Annotated in this window: 22 protein-coding genes, 1 other RNA gene and 2 riboswitches; of the genes, 7 read left to right on the top strand and 16 right to left on the bottom strand. The window is 60.1% G+C overall.

Translation table 11 applies throughout. The features are described 5' to 3' along the window. Positions 1–13 precede the first annotated feature (13 nt). Together Ga0074115_RS00465 and lgt are read right to left on the bottom strand one after the other, a co-directional pair. Entirely contained in the window at positions 14–808 is a 795-nt protein-coding gene (locus Ga0074115_RS00465) for a thymidylate synthase (protein WP_057956737.1), read from the bottom strand. Between the two features lies 1 nt (position 809). Further along, entirely contained in the window at positions 810–1,652 is an 843-nt protein-coding gene (gene lgt / locus Ga0074115_RS00460) for a prolipoprotein diacylglyceryl transferase (RefSeq protein WP_057956738.1), read from the bottom strand. A gap of 239 nt (positions 1,653–1,891) precedes the next feature. Here lgt and Ga0074115_RS15570 point away from each other — a divergent pair, with 239 nt between their 5' ends. Further along, complete coding sequence (locus tag Ga0074115_RS15570; protein ID WP_101841477.1) at positions 1,892–2,263, top strand: helix-turn-helix domain-containing protein; 372 nt, start codon at positions 1,892–1,894, stop codon at positions 2,261–2,263. 324 nt (positions 2,264–2,587) lie between these two features. Beyond that, positions 2,588–3,070 carry a DUF302 domain-containing protein gene (locus Ga0074115_RS00450; RefSeq protein WP_057956739.1) on the top strand — a complete coding sequence of 161 codons (483 nt, stop codon included), beginning with the start codon at positions 2,588–2,590 and terminating at the stop codon, positions 3,068–3,070. Between the two features lie 27 nt (positions 3,071–3,097). Here the strand turns inward: Ga0074115_RS00450 and moaE are convergent, their stop codons facing one another. The 13 genes from moaE to Ga0074115_RS00385 form a co-directional block, all read right to left on the bottom strand. Further along, the gene (gene moaE, locus Ga0074115_RS00445) at positions 3,098–3,553 is read right to left on the bottom strand and encodes a molybdopterin synthase catalytic subunit MoaE (protein WP_057956740.1); all 456 of its coding nucleotides are present in this window, start codon (positions 3,551–3,553) and stop codon (positions 3,098–3,100) included. A 9-nt stretch (positions 3,554–3,562) separates the two neighbouring features. Next, on the bottom strand, positions 3,563–3,814 hold the full coding sequence (gene moaD, locus Ga0074115_RS00440; protein ID WP_057956741.1) for a molybdopterin converting factor subunit 1: 252 nt from the start codon (positions 3,812–3,814) through the stop codon (positions 3,563–3,565). Further along, the gene (locus Ga0074115_RS00435; protein ID WP_057956742.1) at positions 3,811–5,061 is read right to left on the bottom strand and encodes a molybdopterin molybdotransferase MoeA; all 1,251 of its coding nucleotides are present in this window, start codon (positions 5,059–5,061) and stop codon (positions 3,811–3,813) included. The genes moaD and Ga0074115_RS00435 overlap by 4 nt, the downstream gene beginning before the upstream one ends. Before the next feature lie 39 nt (positions 5,062–5,100). Next, a complete protein-coding gene (moaB, locus tag Ga0074115_RS00430) occupies positions 5,101–5,631 on the bottom strand; it encodes a molybdenum cofactor biosynthesis protein B (RefSeq protein WP_057956743.1) in 531 nt (176 codons plus the stop codon). A 15-nt stretch (positions 5,632–5,646) separates the two neighbouring features. Further along, complete coding sequence (locus Ga0074115_RS00425; RefSeq protein WP_060528094.1) at positions 5,647–6,582, bottom strand: carbohydrate kinase family protein; 936 nt, start codon at positions 6,580–6,582, stop codon at positions 5,647–5,649. 190 nt (positions 6,583–6,772) lie between these two features. Next, the gene (gene gcvPB / locus Ga0074115_RS00420; protein WP_057956632.1) at positions 6,773–8,227 is read right to left on the bottom strand and encodes an aminomethyl-transferring glycine dehydrogenase subunit GcvPB; all 1,455 of its coding nucleotides are present in this window, start codon (positions 8,225–8,227) and stop codon (positions 6,773–6,775) included. Positions 8,228–8,311: 84 nt separating this feature from the next. Then, the gene (gene gcvPA, locus Ga0074115_RS00415) at positions 8,312–9,712 is read right to left on the bottom strand and encodes an aminomethyl-transferring glycine dehydrogenase subunit GcvPA (RefSeq protein ID WP_057956631.1); all 1,401 of its coding nucleotides are present in this window, start codon (positions 9,710–9,712) and stop codon (positions 8,312–8,314) included. 13 nt (positions 9,713–9,725) lie between these two features. Beyond that, positions 9,726–10,118: a glycine cleavage system protein GcvH gene (gene gcvH, locus Ga0074115_RS00410; protein WP_057956630.1), complete on the bottom strand. Its 393-nt coding sequence runs from the start codon at positions 10,116–10,118 to the stop codon at positions 9,726–9,728. Positions 10,119–10,161: 43 nt separating this feature from the next. Next, complete coding sequence (gene gcvT / locus Ga0074115_RS00405; protein WP_057956629.1) at positions 10,162–11,253, bottom strand: glycine cleavage system aminomethyltransferase GcvT; 1,092 nt, start codon at positions 11,251–11,253, stop codon at positions 10,162–10,164. Between the two features lie 53 nt (positions 11,254–11,306). Continuing rightward, a riboswitch (glycine riboswitch) is annotated at positions 11,307–11,401 on the bottom strand. Positions 11,402–11,413: 12 nt separating this feature from the next. Next, a riboswitch (glycine riboswitch) is annotated at positions 11,414–11,502 on the bottom strand. A 195-nt stretch (positions 11,503–11,697) separates the two neighbouring features. After that, complete coding sequence (locus Ga0074115_RS00400) at positions 11,698–12,915, bottom strand: UbiH/UbiF/VisC/COQ6 family ubiquinone biosynthesis hydroxylase (RefSeq protein ID WP_057956628.1); 1,218 nt, start codon at positions 12,913–12,915, stop codon at positions 11,698–11,700. Beyond that, positions 12,912–14,135: a 2-octaprenyl-6-methoxyphenyl hydroxylase gene (gene ubiH / locus Ga0074115_RS00395; RefSeq protein WP_057956627.1), complete on the bottom strand. Its 1,224-nt coding sequence runs from the start codon at positions 14,133–14,135 to the stop codon at positions 12,912–12,914. The genes Ga0074115_RS00400 and ubiH overlap by 4 nt, the downstream gene beginning before the upstream one ends. A 1-nt stretch (position 14,136) precedes the next feature. Further along, positions 14,137–15,444 (bottom strand): aminopeptidase P N-terminal domain-containing protein, encoded by a 1,308-nt coding sequence (locus tag Ga0074115_RS00390; protein ID WP_060528093.1) that lies wholly within the window; start codon positions 15,442–15,444, stop codon positions 14,137–14,139. Continuing rightward, positions 15,431–15,997, bottom strand: coding sequence for a UPF0149 family protein (locus Ga0074115_RS00385; RefSeq protein WP_057956626.1), 567 nt, complete (start codon positions 15,995–15,997; stop codon positions 15,431–15,433). The genes Ga0074115_RS00390 and Ga0074115_RS00385 overlap by 14 nt, the downstream gene beginning before the upstream one ends. Between Ga0074115_RS00385 and Ga0074115_RS00380 the strand changes: the two genes are divergently transcribed. The 5 genes from Ga0074115_RS00380 to Ga0074115_RS16515 all read left to right on the top strand — a co-directional run bounded on the left by Ga0074115_RS00380 (position 15,996) and on the right by Ga0074115_RS16515 (position 18,004). Next, entirely contained in the window at positions 15,996–16,328 is a 333-nt protein-coding gene (locus Ga0074115_RS00380; RefSeq protein WP_408642699.1) for a TIGR02449 family protein, read from the top strand. The genes Ga0074115_RS00385 and Ga0074115_RS00380 overlap by 2 nt on opposite strands. After that, entirely contained in the window at positions 16,325–16,639 is a 315-nt protein-coding gene (locus tag Ga0074115_RS00375) for a cell division protein ZapA (protein WP_057956624.1), read from the top strand. Before Ga0074115_RS00380 ends, Ga0074115_RS00375 begins: the two co-directional genes overlap by 4 nt. Before the next feature lie 28 nt (positions 16,640–16,667). After that, positions 16,668–16,854: non-coding RNA, 6S RNA (ssrS, locus tag Ga0074115_RS00370), on the top strand. 18 nt (positions 16,855–16,872) lie between these two features. Beyond that, entirely contained in the window at positions 16,873–17,469 is a 597-nt protein-coding gene (locus Ga0074115_RS00365) for a 5-formyltetrahydrofolate cyclo-ligase (RefSeq protein ID WP_057956634.1), read from the top strand. Positions 17,470–17,671: 202 nt separating this feature from the next. Further along, a complete protein-coding gene (locus tag Ga0074115_RS16515) occupies positions 17,672–18,004 on the top strand; it encodes a hypothetical protein (protein ID WP_232432826.1) in 333 nt (110 codons plus the stop codon). Between the two features lie 80 nt (positions 18,005–18,084). On the opposite strand, the gene ilvA is transcribed toward Ga0074115_RS16515, so the two are convergent. Continuing rightward, a complete protein-coding gene (ilvA, locus tag Ga0074115_RS00355) occupies positions 18,085–19,605 on the bottom strand; it encodes a threonine ammonia-lyase, biosynthetic (protein ID WP_057956622.1) in 1,521 nt (506 codons plus the stop codon). Positions 19,606–19,738: the final 133 nt, after the last annotated feature.

Raw genomic sequence — 19,738 nt, 5'->3', positions numbered from 1 at the left:
ACAGGCGCGCCGCTTAAACTGCTACCGGCGCCTTGATGTGCGGATGTGGATCATAGTCGAGCAGCTCGAAATCTTCATACCGGAAGGCGAACAGGTCTCTCACCTCAGGATTGATGCGCATGGTCGGCAAGGGGCGCGGCTCACGGCCAAGCTGCAACTCCACCTGTTCCAGATGATTCGAGTAGAGGTGGGCATCGCCAAAGGTGTGGATAAACGCCCCCGGCTGTAGTCCGCTGACCTGCGCCATCATCATGGTCAGCAGCGCATAGGAGGCGATATTGAAGGGCACCCCCAGGAAGATATCCGCACTGCGTTGATAGAGCTGGCAGGAGAGCCGCCCCTCCGCCACATAGAACTGGAACAGGCAATGGCAGGGTGGTAGCGCCATCTGCTCCACATCGGCCGGATTCCAGGCGGTAATGATGTGGCGGCGGGAGTCGGGGTTACTCTTCAGCTGCTCCAGCAGCAGGCTGATCTGGTCGATACTGCCACCGTCAGGTACGGGCCAGGAACGCCACTGGTAACCGTAAACCGGCCCCAGATCGCCGTTTTCGTCCGCCCACTCGTCCCAGATTCTGACTCCGTTTTCCTTCAGGTAACGGATATTGGTGTCGCCCTGCAGGAACCAGAGCAGTTCGTGGATAATCGAGCGCAGGTGGAGCTTCTTGGTGGTCAGTGCCGGAAAGCCTTCAGCGAGATCAAAACGCATCTGATAACCGAACACGCTGCAGGTGCCGGTGCCGGTGCGATCGCCCTTGGTGACGCCTTGGTCACGCACATGCCGCATCAGATCAAGATATTGTTTCATTTCAGCCTTCCAGATTTCCACGATTGCGATAGGCCAACAGAATAAGGATGGCCCCTGCAATAATCATCGGCAGTGACAGCAACTGCCCCATGGTTAGCCAGTCAAACGCCAGATATCCGATATGCGCATCCGGCATCCGCACCAGCTCGATCAGAGAGCGGAAGATGCCATAACTGAGCAGGAACAAGCCAGAGGCTGCCATGCGCGGCCGGGGCCGCAGAGAGAAGAGCCAGAGAACCAGAAACAGCAACACCCCCTCCAGCAGGAATTCATAGAGCTGGTTCGGATGCACCGGAACTGAATAGAGCCCCTCCGCCAAGCTCCCCACCCGGCTACAAAGGTCGGGCGCCACCTGGCAGGAGACCTGCATCCCCCAAGGCTGACTTGTGGGCGCTCCCCACAGCTCCGCATTAATAAAATTACCAATCCGCCCCGCTGCCAACCCAGTCGGCACCAGCGGCGCCAGGAAATCTGTCGCCTCAAAGAAAGGCTTGTTGTGCTTCCTGGCAAACAGCCACATCGCTGTAATCACCCCCAGCAGGCCGCCGTGGAAGGCCATCCCTCCCTCCCAGACCCGCAGCAACATCAGCGGATCTTCGATCAGGCGAGGCCAACCATAAAAGAGCATGTAACCAAGCCGCCCCCCTAACACCACACCCAGGACGATATAAAAAACCAGATCATCGACCTGCTCCGGGGTCCAGCCACTGTCTTTTCGCGCGGCACGCAGCCGCCCCAGCCACCATCCAAACCAAAAGGCGATGAGATACATGACCCCATACCAGTGCACTTTGAGCGGGCCCAAGGCGAACACAACAGGATCAATTTCGGGGTAGGTCAACATCTTGTCAGATCCTTAAGGAATAAAAATTCTCAAACCACCTAAACGACTAGCGAAAACGTTATCAGCTACTATCCATGTGATAGTATTTTGTGAACCAGTTCTCACTATTTTGGTCTACTGGAATGAGCTTCACAAAGAATGCGTCAACAATTTGCAGAGTGTCAAGATTTTGATTCTCAGGTCGTTATCTAGGTCAGACCGAATTGCTCAACTGACCTCGACCACGACAGGGAACCAATATGGCATACGCACATGCACAATACTTTGAAACCTACATTCCTCGCTCTATGGACACACTAGGCTCAAGACTTCGCAGGAAACGCCGGGAACGCGGCTGGACGCAGGAGGAACTCGCCCTCCGGGCCGGCACCAACCAGGCTGTGATCCAGAAGATCGAAAACGGCAAAAGTCTGCGTCCACGCAAGATCGATCAAATCGCTGCCGTGCTGGACGTCAACCCCGCTTGGCTCATGTTTGGCGAAAAATCCAGCTCTGAACTGGACCCAGAGAGCGTGGAGGTAGCCAAGACCTGGAGCAGCTTGCCTGAACCGATTCGCAGCCGGATCAAACGCAGCATCTTCGAACAGGCGATGCTTCACAGCCAAAAATAGATCCGCAGGCCGGGGTGGAGCAGCCCCGGCCTGTGCCTGCCCTCCCCATCCTGGGCAGTCCTCCCAGGTGAATCGCAAGCCGCCAAGCTTGCATGATTCCACCATATTCATCCACGACTCCACCGACAATCGGACACTCTCATCCAGCCGCATCACAGAGATCAGCCCCAATACCGTCCATGAAGCGATTCCACATCGTACGCTCTCCGATGAAAATCGGAGAGAAGGTGCCTGCAAATAGAATAATTAAAATTTTCTAATATAATTATGTAGCAGAGAAGCCAATGCGCTTTTGCCTTCACGATAACAACCGGGAGGTGCAGCATGAAATCCCGCTATCTCACCTTCGCCGGCGGCCTTTTTGCAGGGATACTGCTCACCGCTGGCACCCTCTGGATCACATTACCACAGGCGATGATCCGCGTTCACAACAGCCCGCTCGATTTTGAGCAGACCGTAACCACCATCCGTGACTCAATCACCGCCCACGGCTGGGTCCAGCCCAAGGTCTACAACATCCAGAAATCACTCGACAAGGAGGGCTACAAGGGCATCAACCGGATCAAGGTGCTGTCACTCTGCCAGCCGGGATACGCCTACGAAATCCTCAGCAAGGATAGCAACAAACGTGTCTCGGCCCTGATGCCCTGCCGCATCAGCATCTACGAGACATCTCAGGGTGAGGTGCGGGTTGCTGAGGTAAATACCGGGCTGATGTCACGGCTGTTTGGCGGCAAGATCGAAGAGGTAATGGCCAAGGCAAGCGGCGAGACTCGGCAAATCCTCGCCGAAAGCCTGGCAAATTGAAGCAAAATCCACAGGCGCTGGGAGCGTTCACCCCTTCCAGCGCGCCTCCGCGTGATCGTCACTCTCCCGCGCATCGACCCAGCGAGCACCCTCGACGCTCTCCTCACGCTTCCAGAAGGGTGCGCGGGTCTTCAGATAGTCGATGATGAATTCACAGGCCTGGAAGGCCTCGCCACGATGCGAGCTGGCCACCGCCACCAACACAATCGGATCCTTTGGCAACATCCGCCCGACCCGATGCACCACCCGTACCCCCATCAACTCCCAGCGCGCATTGGCCTCATCGACGATCGCGGCCAACGCCTTCTCGGTCATGCCCGGGTAGTGCTCCAGGGTCATCGCCAGCACCGCATCGCCGTCGTTGAAATCGCGCATCTGACCGATAAAACTGACCACACCACCGATCGAGGGGCTATGGTTACGCAGCAGGTCGACCTCGACATTGGGGTCAAACGGCTCGCTCTGCACCCGGATCTCGTTCATCGCCACGCCTCAGCCACCGGTCACTGGCGGAAAAAAGGCCACCTCGTCGCCATCGGCGACCGCACTCTCAGCCGAGGCCATCTCTTGATTTAGCGCCATCATCACCGTATTGCCACCACCGAAGGCCTGCTGCCAGACACCTCCGCGCTGCTGTAGCTGCTCCACCACATCTGCGATGGTCGCCACGCCCGCCAACTCCATCTGCTCCGACTCCACCTCCAGCATTTCGCGCAGCCGGGCAAAAAAGCGTATCTGGATCATGACATCAACTCAGTGTAAGGAATAAAGCGGACTGGCTCACCACGACTGAAGGTACGCCCCTCCGGGATCACCACTAGCCCATCGGCCCAGGCGACAGAGCTGAGCACCCCCGAAGAGCGACTTGGATAGAGCTCCACCTGCAACTCCCCCGCCGCACCCGAGACCAGTCGAGCACGGGCATACTCGCGGCGTTTCTCCGCCTTTTTCCAGTCGAAGGCCGCCGCCGCACTCACCTCTTTCGGCTGCAGATCTCCCGCCACCCCCTGGGATCGGAGAATGTAGGGACGGGCGAAGACACAGAAGGTGACAAACAGCGACACTGGATTGCCGGGCGTGCCGATGAACGGAGTCTCACCGATATGACCAAAGGCGAGCGGTTTACCGGGGCGGATCGCGATCTTCCACAGATCGAGAGAGCCGAGCTTCTCCACCGCTGGCTTGACGTGATCCTCCTCACCCACCGAGACCCCGCCGGAGGCGACCACCAGATCAGCCATCTCCGCACCACGGGAGAGCGCCTCGCAAGTGGCATCGAAGGTATCTTCGACGATGCCGAGCTGCACCACCTCGCAGCCCAGCGTCTGCAGCAGCCCCCCCAGGGTGAACTGATTGGAGTTGTAGATCTGCCCCGGACCGAGCTCGCCGCCCGGCATCACCAGCTCATCACCGCTGGAGAACACCGCCACCTTGAGGCGACGATAGACCTGTAGCTCGGCCACGCCGACCGAGGCGGCCAGCCCCAGATGTTGCGGCGCCAGGCGGGTACCGGCGGCAACCACCTCGGCGCCCTGCTCGATATCCTCACCGGCGAGACGGATGTTGGCACCCGGCTTGGGGCACTCAGTGATGATTACATCCTCGCCATCGACCTCGCAGACCTCCTGGATCACCACCGCATCGGCACCCGACGGTACTGGCGCGCCGGTGAAGATGCGTGCCGCGGTACCCAGCTCCAGCTCACTGCCGCAGGCACCGGCGGGGATACGCTGCGAGACTGGCAGCCGTGGCCGCTCGCCATCAAGATCAGCAACCCGCACCGCGTAGCCATCCATCGCGCTGTTATTCCAAGGCGGCACCGTCACCTGACTGACCACCGGAGCGGCCAATACCCGACCCAATGCCTCACCGGTGGGGATGCTCTCGATATCGCTGATCGGCTTGGCGCGCTGCAGCAGAAACTCGAGCGCCTCTTCGATGGGCTTCAGCTTTGGCCCTGCGGCGTGATGGTCACAGTCACAACTACTCATGGCAATGCAATCTCCGGAAAGGATCGATCTAAGTATGCCTCAGCTCTCCAGCAGGCGAGGGAACATCTGGGCAAAATTACAGGGACGGGTGCGGTGGTCGAGCTGCTCCTTGAGGATTTTGTCCCAGCCGGTACGGCAGGCACCGGTGGAGCCAGGCAGGCAGAAGATCAGGGTGCCGTTGGCCAGCCCCGAGATCGCCCGGGACTGGATCGCCGAGGCGCCGATCTCCTCCAGGGAGATGGTGCGGAACAGCTCACCAAAGCCCTCGATCGACTTATCGAACAGCGGCTGCAGCGCTTCCGGGGTGCTGTCGCGGCCGGTGATGCCGGTGCCGCCGGTGCTGATGATGATGTGCACATCGTCGTCGGCGATCCAGCGCGAGACGATCGCCCGCATCTGATAGACATCGTCCGGCACGATCGCCTTCTCCACCACCCGGTGCCCCGCCTCCAGGGCGCGCTCCTTGAGGATCAGCCCCGACTTGTCGGTCTCCTCTGTGCGTGAATCCGACAGGGTCAGCACCGCGATGTTGAGCGGCACGAAGCCGCTGTCGTTGAAGTGTCCGCTCATCTTGTTCCTGATTAGCTATTCGAAGGAGTAGTCGAACGCTTGCTTGAAGCGGGCGGCAAACTCCTCCCGGGTAAAGACGTGGTTCTGGGTCCCCGCCTGCTCGATCTTGTAGGCCCCCATCAGCGAGGCAATGCGTCCGGTGGTCTCCCAGTCCATGCCGTTCATCAGGCCGTAGACTAACCCGGCACGGAAGGCATCGCCACAACCGGTGGGATCGAGCAGCGCCTTGGCGCTGGCCACCGGGATATCGAAACAGCGATCCTTGGTGTAGATATGGGAACCCTCGCCACCGCGGGTGACGATCACCGCCTCGACCATCTCCGCCAGCTGCTCCGGCGTCTTGCCAGTGCGCTCCTCCATCAGGCGCGCCTCGTAGTCGTTGAAGGCGAGCCAGCTGGCCTGCTCGGCGAACTCAAGCAGATTATTGCCATCGAACATCGGCATACCTTGACCCGGGTCAAAGATGAAAGGAATGCCCGCTTCGGCAAACTGCCGGGCGTGATCGATCATCCCCTGACGGCCATCTGGCGAGACCATGCCAAGGCTGACACCCTCCACCTGGCTCACATCGATCTCATGGGCATGGTTCATCGCGCCAGGATGGAAGGCGGTGATCTGGTTGTCGTCGTTATCGGTGGTGATGTAGGCCTGGGCAGTGTAGGCGTCGTCGATCACCTTGATCTGATCACGGCTGATGCCGTTGCCATCCATCCACTCCGCGTAGGGACCAAAGTCGGTCCCTACAGTACCGGCCGGACGGCCGTCACCGCCCAGCAGCTTCAGATTGTAGGCAATGTTGCCGGCACAGCCACCAAACTCACGGCGCATATCGGGCACCAGAAAAGAGACATTGAGGATGTGTACCTGCTCCGGCAGGATGTGGTTCTTGAAGTGGTCATGGAAGACCATGATGGTGTCGAAGGCGAACGAGCCGCAGATCAGTGCAGACATAGAATTTCCTGTTTGGTGGGGGGCGGCCTGCCGACGACCGCCGACAAAAGGCTGTGAGTTACGGAGATAGGGCGGCCCACGGCCGCCATCTGAAAGCGATTGAAATCACGAATAGTGTCGGGCACAGCCCGACCCATGCGTCTGCCATATTTAAGTGCCGGACAATCCATAGCAGCAGAGGGAGTCCGTTTCACACCCCGCCCGGCCGCCACGCCAGATCCAGCTCGCGGGCGGCGCGCACATCATCGAGGCATCGCACCGGCAGCGAATAGGGGGCCTGCTTGAGCCGCTGCGCATCCGTCTCCGCCTCCTGCTGAATCTGCTTCAGCACCTCGACGAAGTGATCCAGCTCCTCGCGAGTCTCGGTCTCGGTGGGCTCGATCAGCAGACACTCGGGCACCAGCAGCGGGAAGTAGGTGGTGGGGGCATGCACACCAAAGTCGAGCATGCGCTTGGCAAAATCCATCGCATTCACGCCCAGCTCTTTCGCCTGGCGCCTGAGAGTGAGGATAAACTCATGGCTGGCGCGCCTCTGCGGATAGGCAGCATCAAAACCTGCCTCGGTGAGGCGTTTCATCAGGTAGTTGGCGTTGAGCGTGGAGAACTCTGCCACCCGATGCATGCCCTCGCGCCCCAGCATGCGGGCGTAGATGTAGGCACGCAGCAGAATGCCGGCGTTGCCGGCAAAGACGGAGAGACGGCCGATCGAATCGGGGCGCTGCGCCTCGCTCAGCCAGACGTAGTCCTGACCATCTCGCGCTACCATCGGCACCGGCAGATAGGGCTCCAGCCGCTCGCTCACCCCCACCGGCCCGGCACCGGGACCACCGCCACCATGGGGGGTGGAGAAGGTCTTGTGCAGGTTCATGTGGATCACATCGAAACCCATGTCGCCGGGACGCACCTTGCCGAGAATCGCATTCAGATTGGCACCGTCGTAGTAGAGTAGCCCCCCCGCCTGATGCACCAGCGCGGCAATCTCCTCGATGCGCCGCTCAAACACGCCCAGGGTGGAGGGATTAGTGAGCATGATGCCGGCAGTCTGCGGCCCCAGCACCTGTTTCAGTGCTTCCAGATCGATATCGCCGTTGGCCCCAGTCGGGATCTCGCGCACCTTGTAACCACACATCACCGCCGAGGCGGGATTGGTGCCATGCGCTGCGTCGGGGACCAGGATCTCGCACCGCTCGCGGTCGCCACGAGCATCGTGGTAGGCGCGGATCATCGCCACCCCGGCGAACTCACCCTGGGCGCCGGCTGCCGGCGAGAGCGACACCGCATACATACCGGTAACCTCCTTGAGCAACTCCTGCAGATCGAACAGGCAGGCCATAAAACCCTGGCTGCGGCTCTCCGGCGCATAGGGGTGGCGGGCGAGGAAGCCCGGCAACATCGCCTGCTCGTTACAGCCACGCGGGTTGTATTTCATGGTGCAGGAACCGAGCGGATAGAATTGGGTGTCGATGGAGAAGTTCTTCTGCGACAGCCGCGTATAGTGGCGCACCGTCTGCATCTCCGAGACTTGCGGCAGGACGGCCGATTTTTTGCGCCGAAACTCTGCAGGAATGGTCTGCAGAGAGGCCCGCTGAAGAGGCGCTTGGGCCACCGCCCGGCGACCATCGGATGACTGTTCGTAGATCAACATCAGTTTCGCTCTGCTCTATCTCTTCCGTAGGAGCGCCGCTCGCGACGCGAAGTATCTGTCATTCTGTTCGCGCCGCCAGCGGCGCTACCAATCCTTCGGCTGCAGCTTACAGCCCGGCTTGGTCTGGGCCTGGATCACCCGCTGTAGTTTGTTCTGGTACTGCGCGATCTCTTCTTCCGTGTGCTTCTCGGTGGCACAGACCAACAGCGCCTCGCCCAGTTCTGGGTAGTCGTCGCCGAGGTCGAAGCCGCCCAGCAGATTGTGGGCAGCGAGGGAGCGCAGTGCGTTTTTCACCGGCAGTGGCAAACGTAGCGCCCGCTCATGGAATATCGGACCAGAGAAGATCGGTTCCACCCCCGGCAGCTGACAGAGCGCCTGACTCAGCGCCTGGGTGTTCTGATGACTGGCGGCGGCAACCCGCTCCAGCCCTTCAGCCCCCAGCAGCGCCATGTGGATGGTCGCCGCAGTGATCATCAAACCCTGGTTGGTACAGATGTTGGATGTCGCCTTGGAGCGGCGGATATGCTGCTCCCGCGCCTGCAAGGTCAGCGTGTAGCCAGGCTTGCCATCCAGATCGACGGTGCGGCCGATGATGCGCCCCGGCATCTGCCGCACCAGCTTCTGACTGCAGCAGAGGAAGCCAAAATAGGGGCCGCCGGAAGCGAGCGGGATGCCCAATGGCTGACCCTCGCCACAGCAGATATCGGCCCCCGACTCACCCCACTCACCGGGCGGCTGCAGCACCGAGATCGCCAGCGGGTTGACCACCGCGATGGCGAGCATACCGTTGGCATGGGCCCAGTCGACCAGCGCATCTACCGGCTCGAGCACGCCGAAGAAGTTGGGCTGGGGGATCACCAGCGCGGCGAAGTCTTCGCCGGCATGGGCCTCCAGCGCCGCCTGGTCGATCTGCCCGGTATTGCCGTCGAAACCAACCTCGACCAGCTCGATGCCCTGATTGCGCACGATATTGTCGGTCACCCGGCGATAGGCGGGGTGCAGACTGCGTGGCATCAGAATGCGCTTCGACTTGGACTTGCGATTCCCCCGCACCGCCATCAACACCGCCTCAGCCAGACCGGAGGCGCCATCGTAGAGCGAGGCATTGGAGACATCCATGCCGGTCAGCGCGCTCATCATCGACTGATACTCGTAGAGCAGCTGCAGGGTGCCCTGGCTCGCCTCCGCCTGATAAGGGGTATAGGCGCTGTAAAATTCGCCGCGGGAGACCAGCTGCCAGACCGCCGCCGGAATGTGGTGGTCGTAGGCACCGGCGCCAATGAAGCAGAGCGGCTGACCATCCTGGCGGGCGCGACTGCCCATCAGCTGACCCACCTGCATTTCCGACAGCGCTTCCGGGATCTGCTCCAGCCCGCCGCAACGCAGGCTCGCAGGGATCTCATCGAACAGGGCATCGAGATCGCTGACGCCGATGGCGGCGAGCATCTCGCGAGTCTCGGCCTCGCTATGGGGAATAAACGGCATATCCGCTCCAGTGTTACTCTTCTTCGGCGACCTGCGCCTGGTAGGCCTCGGCATCCATCAGCGCATCCAGCTGGGCCGCATCCGCCAGCTTCACCTTGTAGATCCAGCCATCGCCGTAGGGATCGTCATTGATGGCCTCCGGCGTATCGTTGAGCGCCTCATTGACCGCAATCACCTCACCGGCCACCGGGCTGTAGACATCAGACGCCGCTTTGACCGACTCGACCACCGCCACTTCATCCTCAATATCGAGGCTATCGCCCACCTCAGGCAGCTCGACAAACACCATGTCGCCCAGCAGCTCCTGGGCATGCTCGGTGATGCCGATCGTAACGCTACCGTCACCCTCGTTGCGCACCCATTCGTGAGACTTGCTGTAGCGCAGATCGCTCGGTGTGTTGCTCATGTTTGTTTCCTTCTTTATCTGGATAGAGTTTGGAGACTAGATTCTATACTGATACGAGGACCTTGCCATTACGCACGAAGGGCGGTTTAACCACCTCAACGGCAACCCGCTTGCCACGGATCTCCACCTCGCAGTGTTCGCCGATCCCTGCGCTCACCCGTGCCAGGGCGATGGCGCGCTGCAGGGTCGGGGAGAAGCCACCAGAGGTAATCTCGCCGATCTGCTGCTCACCATCGAACAGCTTGAGGTGATTGCGCAGCACACCGCGGCCGCGCAGCAGCAGCCCGATAAAACGCTGCTTGTGCGCGTCATCGCGCTGCGCCTCGATCGCCTCGCGGCCGATAAATTGGCGCTCGGCTGGCTCCCAGGCAACGGTCCAGCCGAGACCGGATTCAAGCGGCGACTGCACCTCGTCCATATCGGAGCCATAGAGGTTCATCCCCGCCTCCAGCCGCAGGGTATCCCGCGCACCCAGCCCACAGGGGGCAACCCCGGCATCCGCCAGCTGCTGCCAGAGCCCGGAGGCCTGTGCCGCAGGCAGCATGATCTCGAAACCATCCTCGCCGGTGTAGCCGGTGCGGGCGACAAACCAGCTCTCGCCGGGAGCGGCATTGAAGGGTTTGAGTGCGGCGACGGCATCCCGCATCTCAGCCGGCAGCAGCGGCAGCGCCTTTTCGCAGGCATTGGGACCCTGCACCGCGATCATCGCCAGATCACGCCGAGGGATGATCTGCAGCTTGAAGTCGGCCGCATGGAGCTCCATCCAGGCCAGATCCTTATCGCTGGTGCCGGCATTGACCACTAAGCGATACCAGTCGTCGCGCAGGAAGTAGACGATCAGGTCGTCCACCACCCCGCCCTGTTCATTCAGCATGCAGGAGTAGAGCGCCTTGCCCGGGCTCTGCAGACGCGCCACGTCGTTGGCCAGTAGTCGCTGCAGAAAGGGGCGCACGCCGGCGCCTTTGAGATCAACCACGCACATATGGCTGACATCGAACATCCCCGCATCCTGGCGGACCTGGTGGTGCTCGTCGAGCTGCGAGCCGTAGTGAAGCGGCATATCCCAGCCGCCGAAGGGCACGATACGCCCCCCCATCTTCTGGTGGCTCTGGTAGAGCGGTGTCTGTTTCCCCATCGGCATTCTCCCGGCCAAAACGCAAAAAGGCGGCGCGGAACACCAGTGTCCCGCGCCGCCCCTCTGTCCAAAACCTGAGAGTTTGAAACCGGCTTACCGGCCCCTGCCCCGTCGGTGGGTCTCATGACCGCTCTCCAGAGTCGACCCGGGAGCCTAGCTCCCACTCCCCGCGGTCCTTTTGCCTGAGCGATTCCGGGCGGATTTGCGCCTTCGGCGTCGGCCTCTGCCGAGCTCTCCCACGGGGTATCGGGTCGAGCCAAGGACTATACCGCTGTCGAGTAAGCCTTGCCAGGCCGTCAGCAGCGTAGATTCCGGTATAAAACTAGGCTATTCGCCCGGCAATCGAAGATGGCGCATGTGTAGGTCGGGCACGGCCCGACATTCTTCTTGATCTCAATCGATACCACGCGACGGTCGCGGGCCGCCCTATATCTATTTAACTGCTCAACGGGCCAGCGCGGGAAGCTCGCCGACCATGCCCATCGCACGACGCACCATCAACTGCTTCAGCGGCCCGGCGTGATCGGCGAGGTTCAGGCCTAGGTTGCGTGCCAGTTTCAGCGGCAGAATCTGGTTGCTGAAGAGCCGTTTGAAACCATCCATCGCCCCCAGCATCGCCATATTGCTCCCCTTACGCGCCCGCTCATAGCGGCGCAGAGTGGCAAAGGCGCCGATCGGCCGCCCGGCCGAGCGCGCCTCGATCAGCACCTCGGCCAAGGTTGCGGCATCGAGGAAGCCCAGATTCACCCCCTGCCCGGCCAGCGGATGGATCGCGTGGGCCGCATCCCCCACCAGCGCCAGCCCCTCGCGGATATAGGTCTCGCTATGGCCGAGACGCAGCGGGAAACAGCCCCGCGGCCCGACCTCCAATACCTCGCCGAGGATCGATTCGCTGGCGCGGGTCAGCTCCCGGCAGAAGGCGGCATCGTCCAGCGCCATCAGTTCACGGGCCTGCAGCGGCGCAGCGGACCAGACGATGGAGCAGCGCCCATCGTCGAGCGGCAGAAACGCCAGCGGCCCGGTGGGCATGAAACGCTGCCAGGCGGTGAATTGGTGGTGCTGCTGTGGACGGATGGTGGCGACGATGGCGTGCTGGTCGTAGTCCCAGCCTTTGGTGCCGATGGCGGCCAGCTGGCGGATCTGCGAATCCCGACCGTCCGCCGCCACCACCAGATCCGCCTGCAACCGGCGGCCATCTTCCAGCACCAGCGCAGGGTTCTCACCGAGGCTCAGCTCGCTCACCGGCGCTGCCGGGCAGATGCGGGTGAGGTTGGCAAAGGTCGCCAGCCGCTCCCACAGCGCCAGCTGGGTGACGCGGTTTTCGACAATATGGCCGAGGTTGCCCTCGCCCACCTCGGCGGCGCTGAAGTGGATCTTGCCGAAGCCGTCGGCATCCCAGACGCGCATCTCACTGTAGGGGCTGATGCGCAACTGGCTCATCCGCCCCCAGGCCCCCAGATTCTCCAAAATGCGCTGCGAGGCCCGGGTCAGGGCGGAGACTCGCAAGTCAATCTCGTCGGCGGGCCACTGCCGCTGCGGTTCCCGTGCCTCCAGTACACAGACCTGAAGGCCCTGTTCGGCCACCGCGCAGGCCAGCGCGGAGCCCACCATGCCGCCACCGACGACGATCAGATCAAAGGCGTTTTTGTTCGTCTCATTCATCTTAGGGGGATCCCTCTTGCAAGCCGCGGCAAGCGACCAGTCAGCCCCATGAACTGGCGTGCCACCAAGTGCTTCAGACCGGGCAGGGCATCTAGGCCGAGCAACCCCAGGTTGCGAGCAAAACGCAGTGGTGGCAACGGGTTGGCGAAGAGCCGCGCCAGGCTGTCGGTGATCAGCGCCACCCGCCGCTGGTCCTGGTGACGCCACTCGGTATAGCGGTTGAGCAGCGCCATCTCACCAGGATCGCTCCGCTCACGGGCCGCATCGGCCAGCAGATCCGCCAACACCGCCACATCACGCAGGCCGAGGTTGTAGCCTTGGCCGGTGACCGGATGGATGGCGTGGGCGGCATTGCCGATCAACGCGACGCGCGGGCGCACCGACTCCATCGCCTGGCGGTAGCGCAACGGATAGGCGACACGCCGCCCGACCCGCTGCAGCTGGCCGAGCCGATAGCCAAAACGGTGCTGCAACCGCTGCAGAAACGCATCATCATCAAGGGCCATGATATCGGCAACCTGATCGTCGCGGGCACTCCAGACGAGCGAGCAACGCCCCTCGGTCATCGGCAGCATCGCCAGCGGCCCGCTATCGGTGAAGCGTTCGTAGGCGACGCCCTGGTGTGGCCGCTCGGCGGTAACGTTGGCGATGATCGCAGTCTGACCGTAGCTGCGCTCCTGCAGCGGGATCGCCAACCGGCCGCGCACCGGCGAGTCGCCCCCATCCGCTGCCACCAGCAGGCGCGCGCCGACACGCTGCTCGGCGCCGGCCTGGTCGAGCCGCACCTCCACACCATCGTCGGTCACCGAGAAACTGAGCAGGGTCGCCGGACAGAGCCACTCGACGTCCGCCTGCTCCTGCAGTCCCTTCTGCAGGGCCGCACCCATGGCGCGGGCAGTGGCGACATAGCCAAGCGCCTCCACCCCCTCCTGGCGGTTGTTGAGGCGGGCGAAGCCAAACTGGCCCCGCTCGGAGATGTGGATCCCGGTGATCGGCTCCGCCTCGGGCTGCAATAGTGGCCAGAGGCCCATGCCGTCCATGATCCGACGGCTACCCCAGGAGAGGGCGATGACCCGGTCGTCGTAGCTGGGCTGGGCATCGGAGTCGAGCGGCCAGGCCTCGATCACGCCGATTCGCAGGCCGCTACCTGCCAATGCGTAGGCGAGGCTAGCGCCCACCATGCCGCCGCCGGCGATCAGAATATCGTAGTCAATCTGCATCTTATTCCGCCATCAGGGCCTCGATCTCATCAATCTCTTTCGGCGCATCTTTGGAGAGGATCTCATGACCATCCTTGGTGACCACCAGGTCATCTTCGATGCGAATGCCGATGCCCCACCACTTTTTGGCCACTCCGGAGCTGTTGGCCGGGATGTAGAGCCCGGGTTCGATGGTGAGCGCCATGCCGGGCTCTAGCAGCCGCCACTCCCCATCGACTTTGTAGTCACCCACATCATGCACATCCATGCCAAGCCAGTGGCCGGTCTTGTGTGGATAGAACTTTTTGTACTTCTCCTCGCGGATCAGCTTGGCCGGCGTCCCTTTCAGCAGGCCGAGCTTGATCAGTCCGCGAGTAATGGCGCGCACCGCCGCCTGATGCGGCGCCTCCCAAGAGTTGCCGGGTTTGACCTGCGCAATCGCCGCCTTCTGCGCCGCCAGCACCAGTTCGTAGAGCTGCCGCTGGGGTTTGCTGAAGACGCCATTCACCGGATAGCTGCGGGTAATATCGGAAGCGTAGTAGTCGAGTTCGCAGCCGGCATCGATCAGCACCAGATCGCCCTCCTTGAGTGGATCCTGATTGTCGATGTAGTGCAACACGCAGGCGTTGTCACCACCGCCGACGATTGGCGGGTAGGCCTGGTAGCGCGCCCCCGCATCACCACACACGGCGATGAACTCTGCCTCCAGTTGGTACTCCCGGAGACCGGGACGGCAGCGTTGCATCAGCCGTTTATGCCCCCGCGCAGAGATACGCGCCGCATCGCGCATCGCCTTGATCTCGGAGCGACTCTTGTAGAGACGTATGTCATGCAGGTAGTGGTCGAGGGCGACGATCTCCAGCGGCCCCTGCAGGCCGCTGCGCGACTGGCAGCGGATGCGGCTGATCCAGCTGGAGAGACGCTGGTCCAGCTCCGCATTGCAGCCCATCGAGTAGAAGACCCGCTCGCACTGCTCGAGCATACGCGGCAGGATGTCGTCCAGATCGCCGATCGGGAAGGAGTCGTCGGCGCCATAGGTTTCAACTGCGCCCTCCTGGCCAGCGCGGGAGCCGTCCCACTGCTCTTTTTTGGGGTCGCGTTCACGACAGAAGAGGATGTACTCCGCCTGTTTGCGACCAGGGATCAGCACCACCACCGCCTCCGGCTCGGGGAAGCCGGTGAGGTAGTAGAAGTCGCTATCGGCGCGGTAGGGAAAGTGCACATCGCGGTTACGTACCGACTCTGGCGCGGTGGGCAGGATCGCGATGCTACCCGCCCCCATCATCCGCATCAGCTGCTTACGTCGACGCTTGAACTCAGCCGGCCTCATGCGATGCCTCCTCTTCCGGGCGTAACTCTTCACGCACCAGCAGCGCGCCCACACGGACGAACTCGGTCAGCTCCATCAGATCCGCCTCGGCAGACTCACCAGACTCGATCTGTTCATAATCCAGCCGGGTCAGCTCGGTGAGATCCGCCACTACCTCACGACCATCCTCTGCGAGTTTCTCCTCGGTCACTCCTGCCATGCCGAGACCAAACAGGTAGCCCTGACTCCACTCTGAAAGCGCCTGCGCGCGCCCTTCGATTGGCACATCTTCAGAAGGAAGGAAAGGGGCAAAAGCGAGACCTTCGTCGCCAATCTGCCGCTCAGTTATCTGGTAGAGTTGGCCGAGTAACCGACGCATTTCCTTGACCAGCAGGTCTCCGTTCGGCAACTCACTAAACAGCTCTTCAAACCAAGCAACGTGGGCATCAGTGTGTGCCGCACACAGCAGCGCGGAGATCACACCATGCAGTTCTGCCGCGCCCACCTGCAGATGCAAGGATGAGAGCAGCTGATCGAAGCGGGAATAGTCGGGTGGTTCTGGGAGCGAATTCATGAGGTTTTCTGCCGATGCACAAGCCGGTCAAGGTGGCGATCATATCATGAGTGCCGGAAGATTGACCCTTAAAGGGGGGCACTCTATATTGGTCTGCATGAGCCAGAATGATTCCATCGACAATGCGGAAGTCGACTTAGAAAAACTCGAATCCCAAGTGGACGAGCTGATTCGCGCCTGCACCCATCTGAGTAACGAGAACAAGTCTTTGCGAGCCCGCCAGGAGAGCCTGGTTGCAGAGCGCGCTGCCCTGATCGAGAAGACGGAACTGGCACGAAACAGGGTCGAGGCAATGATCACCCGCCTCAAATCGATGGAATCCGCACAGTGAACGACTCACAAAGGCCGGTCAAGGTTCTGATACTCGAAAAGGAGTACCGGGTCTCCTGCTCGCCCGAGGAGCAGGAGGAGTTGATCTCCGCCGCACGTCTGCTCGACTCCAAGATGCGTGAGATCCGCCAAGCTGGCCGGGTGATCGGCACCGAACGCATCGCCGTGATGGCCGGCTTGAATATCGCGCACGAACTGCTGCGCGCCAAAGAGACAAAATCGGACGCTGTCCAGGTGATCTCGAAACGCCTCCAAAATCTTCAGACAAAAATCGAGATCGCAATCAATTCGAGCAATCAACTGGAACTTTGAGCCATTTCGGTTTAGCCTTTCACTCAGACACCTCCTGTGGTGCGCGTTAGTGGCCCGGGTATTTTCTTGAGCCTAATTAGTGCCCTGGGAGCATAATGCGGGTCTTCAGTGTGCATGTCCGCACACCAGCGGAAAGCCTTAGAAGGCCGCTGTTGTTCCCACTTGAACCTACCGGTTCAAGAACAATGGTCCGCGACGGCATTTGCGGGAGGTGTCTACCCCAACTCTTCATCATGAACCTCCATAAGCTCCGTCAATCGATTCGTGCCCAACGACGCCAGCTCACGCCCCAGACAATTTCGGCACACGCACGGCTCATGGCAAATCGCGCCTCTCGTGAGATTAGGTTCCTCAAGGCAAAGCGCATCGCTTTCTATATCGGCGTCAATGGTGAGATGGATCCAGCACCGCTGGTTGATCAGGCGTTCGCAATGGGCAAGCAATGCTACTTTCCCGTGCTAACGCATCGCCCTGCCAATCGCCTAGTCTTCTCTGAGTTCCGACACCAATCCCCGCAAACGATCAACCGCTTTGGTATACCCGAACCCGCCTTTCCGCATCGAAACAGCCTCTCTCCCTGGCTGCTCGATCTTGTCTTTGTTCCACTCGTTGCATTTGATCTACAGGGCAACCGACTGGGCATGGGAGGCGGTTTTTACGATCGGACTTTTTCATTCAAAACGCAGCGAAGCCATTGGCGAGGACCCAAGCTGATCGGCCTGGCCCATGAGTTCCAAAAGAGTGAGCAAACCCTCACAGCAAACCACTGGGACATCCCCCTCGATGCTGTTATCACAGAAAAAAGAGTCTATAGACTTCCTTCCGTCTGACTGAGTCGGCGCACACAAACCATCTCCGCCCAATCTGGCAACCAATACTTGAGCACGGAGCAACGCTCATTCCCCACCCAGCAAAGCATTACGTCTCAACAACCTGTATTCATTAGTGAAACAGCCCATCCATTCTGGATTTTATCTTCTCCTGAATTATACTCAGGCCATATTGTGACAAGATTCCTCTGGAGGAACAGACATGGCGAAGAAAAAAGCAGTCAAGAAGAAAGCTGCCATTAAGCGCAAGGCCACTGCTTCAAAATCCGTAGTCAGCAAAAAGTCTCCAGTCACAAAGAAGATCGCCAAAAAGAAGATCGCTGCTAAAAAGAAGGTGGCGAAAAAAACCGCCAAGAAAAAGATCGCCGCCAAAAAGAAGGTGACGAAGAAGACCGCTAAGAAGAAAGTCGCTGCTAAAAAGAAGGTGGCAAAGAAAACCGCCAAGAAGAAGGCGACAAAGAAGGGAACGGCACAACGTTTTTCCAAGCCGCGGAAAGTAAAACCTCGTAAAAAAGCTTCAGCAAAGGGCCGATAGTCTGTAGCGGTTCAACATCCACACAGGCAGCCTATAGCCCCCCATTAAAACGGGGGGGGCTGATGAGCAAGCCAGAAAGCTCAATCCACCCCCGCGAACAATCTATAGGCCGGATTCTCGCTCTCCTTCCAAAAAGGATAGCCCAAGCCATTAAGCAGACGCTTAAACTCCGCCCTTTCACGAGTGGGCACTTGTATGCCCATCAGCACTCGCCCAAATGCAGAACCATGATTGCGGTAATGAAACAGGCTGATATTCCACCGGCGCCCAAGGCTGCTTAGAAAAAACAGCAACGCGCCAGGACGCTCGGGAAACTCGAATCGCACTAACTGCTCATCCACTATACCGTGGGCATGCCCACCCACCATATAGCGAATATGCAACTTGGCCGTCTCATTATCAGTCATATCGACGATGGCATAACCACTACCACGAAACCGCTCCAGGAGGTCCTCCCGCTCCTGGTCGCCGCCGGATAACTCTATGCCAACGAAGATCTGTGCCGTTGTAGCATCGGAATAACGGTAGTTGAACTCAGTGATGCTACGCTTGCCAAGCATCTTGCAGAAACGCAGAAAACTCCCAGCACGCTCAGGAATCTGGACGGCAAACAGCGCCTCGCGCCGCTCACCCACTTCAGCCCTCTCCGCCACATGCCGCAAGCGATCAAAGTTGATATTTGCGCCACTCTCGATGGCTACCAGCGACTTCCCTTCTATCCCATGCTGCTTCACATAGGCCTTCATGCCGGCAACCGATAGCGCGCCAGCAGGCTCGGCAATCGCGCGCGTATCATCAAAAATATCTTTGATGGCCGCACAGATCTCATCTGAACTGACCAACACAACCTCATCCACTACCTGCTTGGCGATGCGAAAGGTCTCTTTGCCAATCTGCCTGACTGCCACACCATCAGCGAAAATCCCCACCTGCTTGAGAATGACCCGACGATTGGCCTCTAGCGCTTTATAAAGCGTCGGTGCATCATTGGGCTCTACACCGATCACCTTCACCTCAGGACGCACATACTTCACATAGGCGCCAATTCCCGCAATCAGGCCACCACCACCGACCGGCACAAAGATCGCCTCCGGCGGTTGCGGATGCTGTCGAAGCACTTCCATCGCAATCGTCCCCTGCCCTGCAATCACGTCTGGATCATCAAACGGATGGATAAAGACTAACCCCTTCTCTTTTACAAGCTCCTGGGAGTGTGCATAGGCATCATCGTAGGAATCACCGATCAATACCGTCTTTGCACCGAGGTTTTTAACCGCCTGTACCTTTATCGGCGGGGTCGTTAGTGGCATCACGATCAATGCCTGAATATTCAACTTTTGTGCAGCGAGCGCCACGCCCTGCGCATGATTGCCCGCCGAAGCAGCAATCACCCCGCGCTCCCGCTCCTTCGGAGTCAGGTTGAAAATCTTGTTATACGCCCCGCGCAGCTTGAAAGAAAAAACCGGCTGCAGATCCTCCCGCTTAAGAAACACGCCGTTGTTCAAACGGGACGACAGCAGCTTCGCTCTCTCCAGCGGGGTCTCTTGGGCGACATCATAGACACGCGCACGCAGGATTCTCTCGATGTATTTCTGAGGCATAATTTACTTCCAAATCTACAACACACCTGACATGGCAGGATTGCGCCGGTATCATATTTTTCCAAAGTTGCACAAGCAACAGCGCTGATCAAGATGACACAAGCGCCAAACCTCGTGCTAGCAGATTACAGGC

Origin of the sequence: endosymbiont of Ridgeia piscesae, from assembly GCF_001443665.1 — a bacterium.
Lineage (GTDB): Bacteria > Pseudomonadota > Gammaproteobacteria > Chromatiales > Chromatiaceae > Endoriftia > Endoriftia persephonae.
This window is presented reverse-complemented; position numbering and strand designations above follow the sequence as displayed.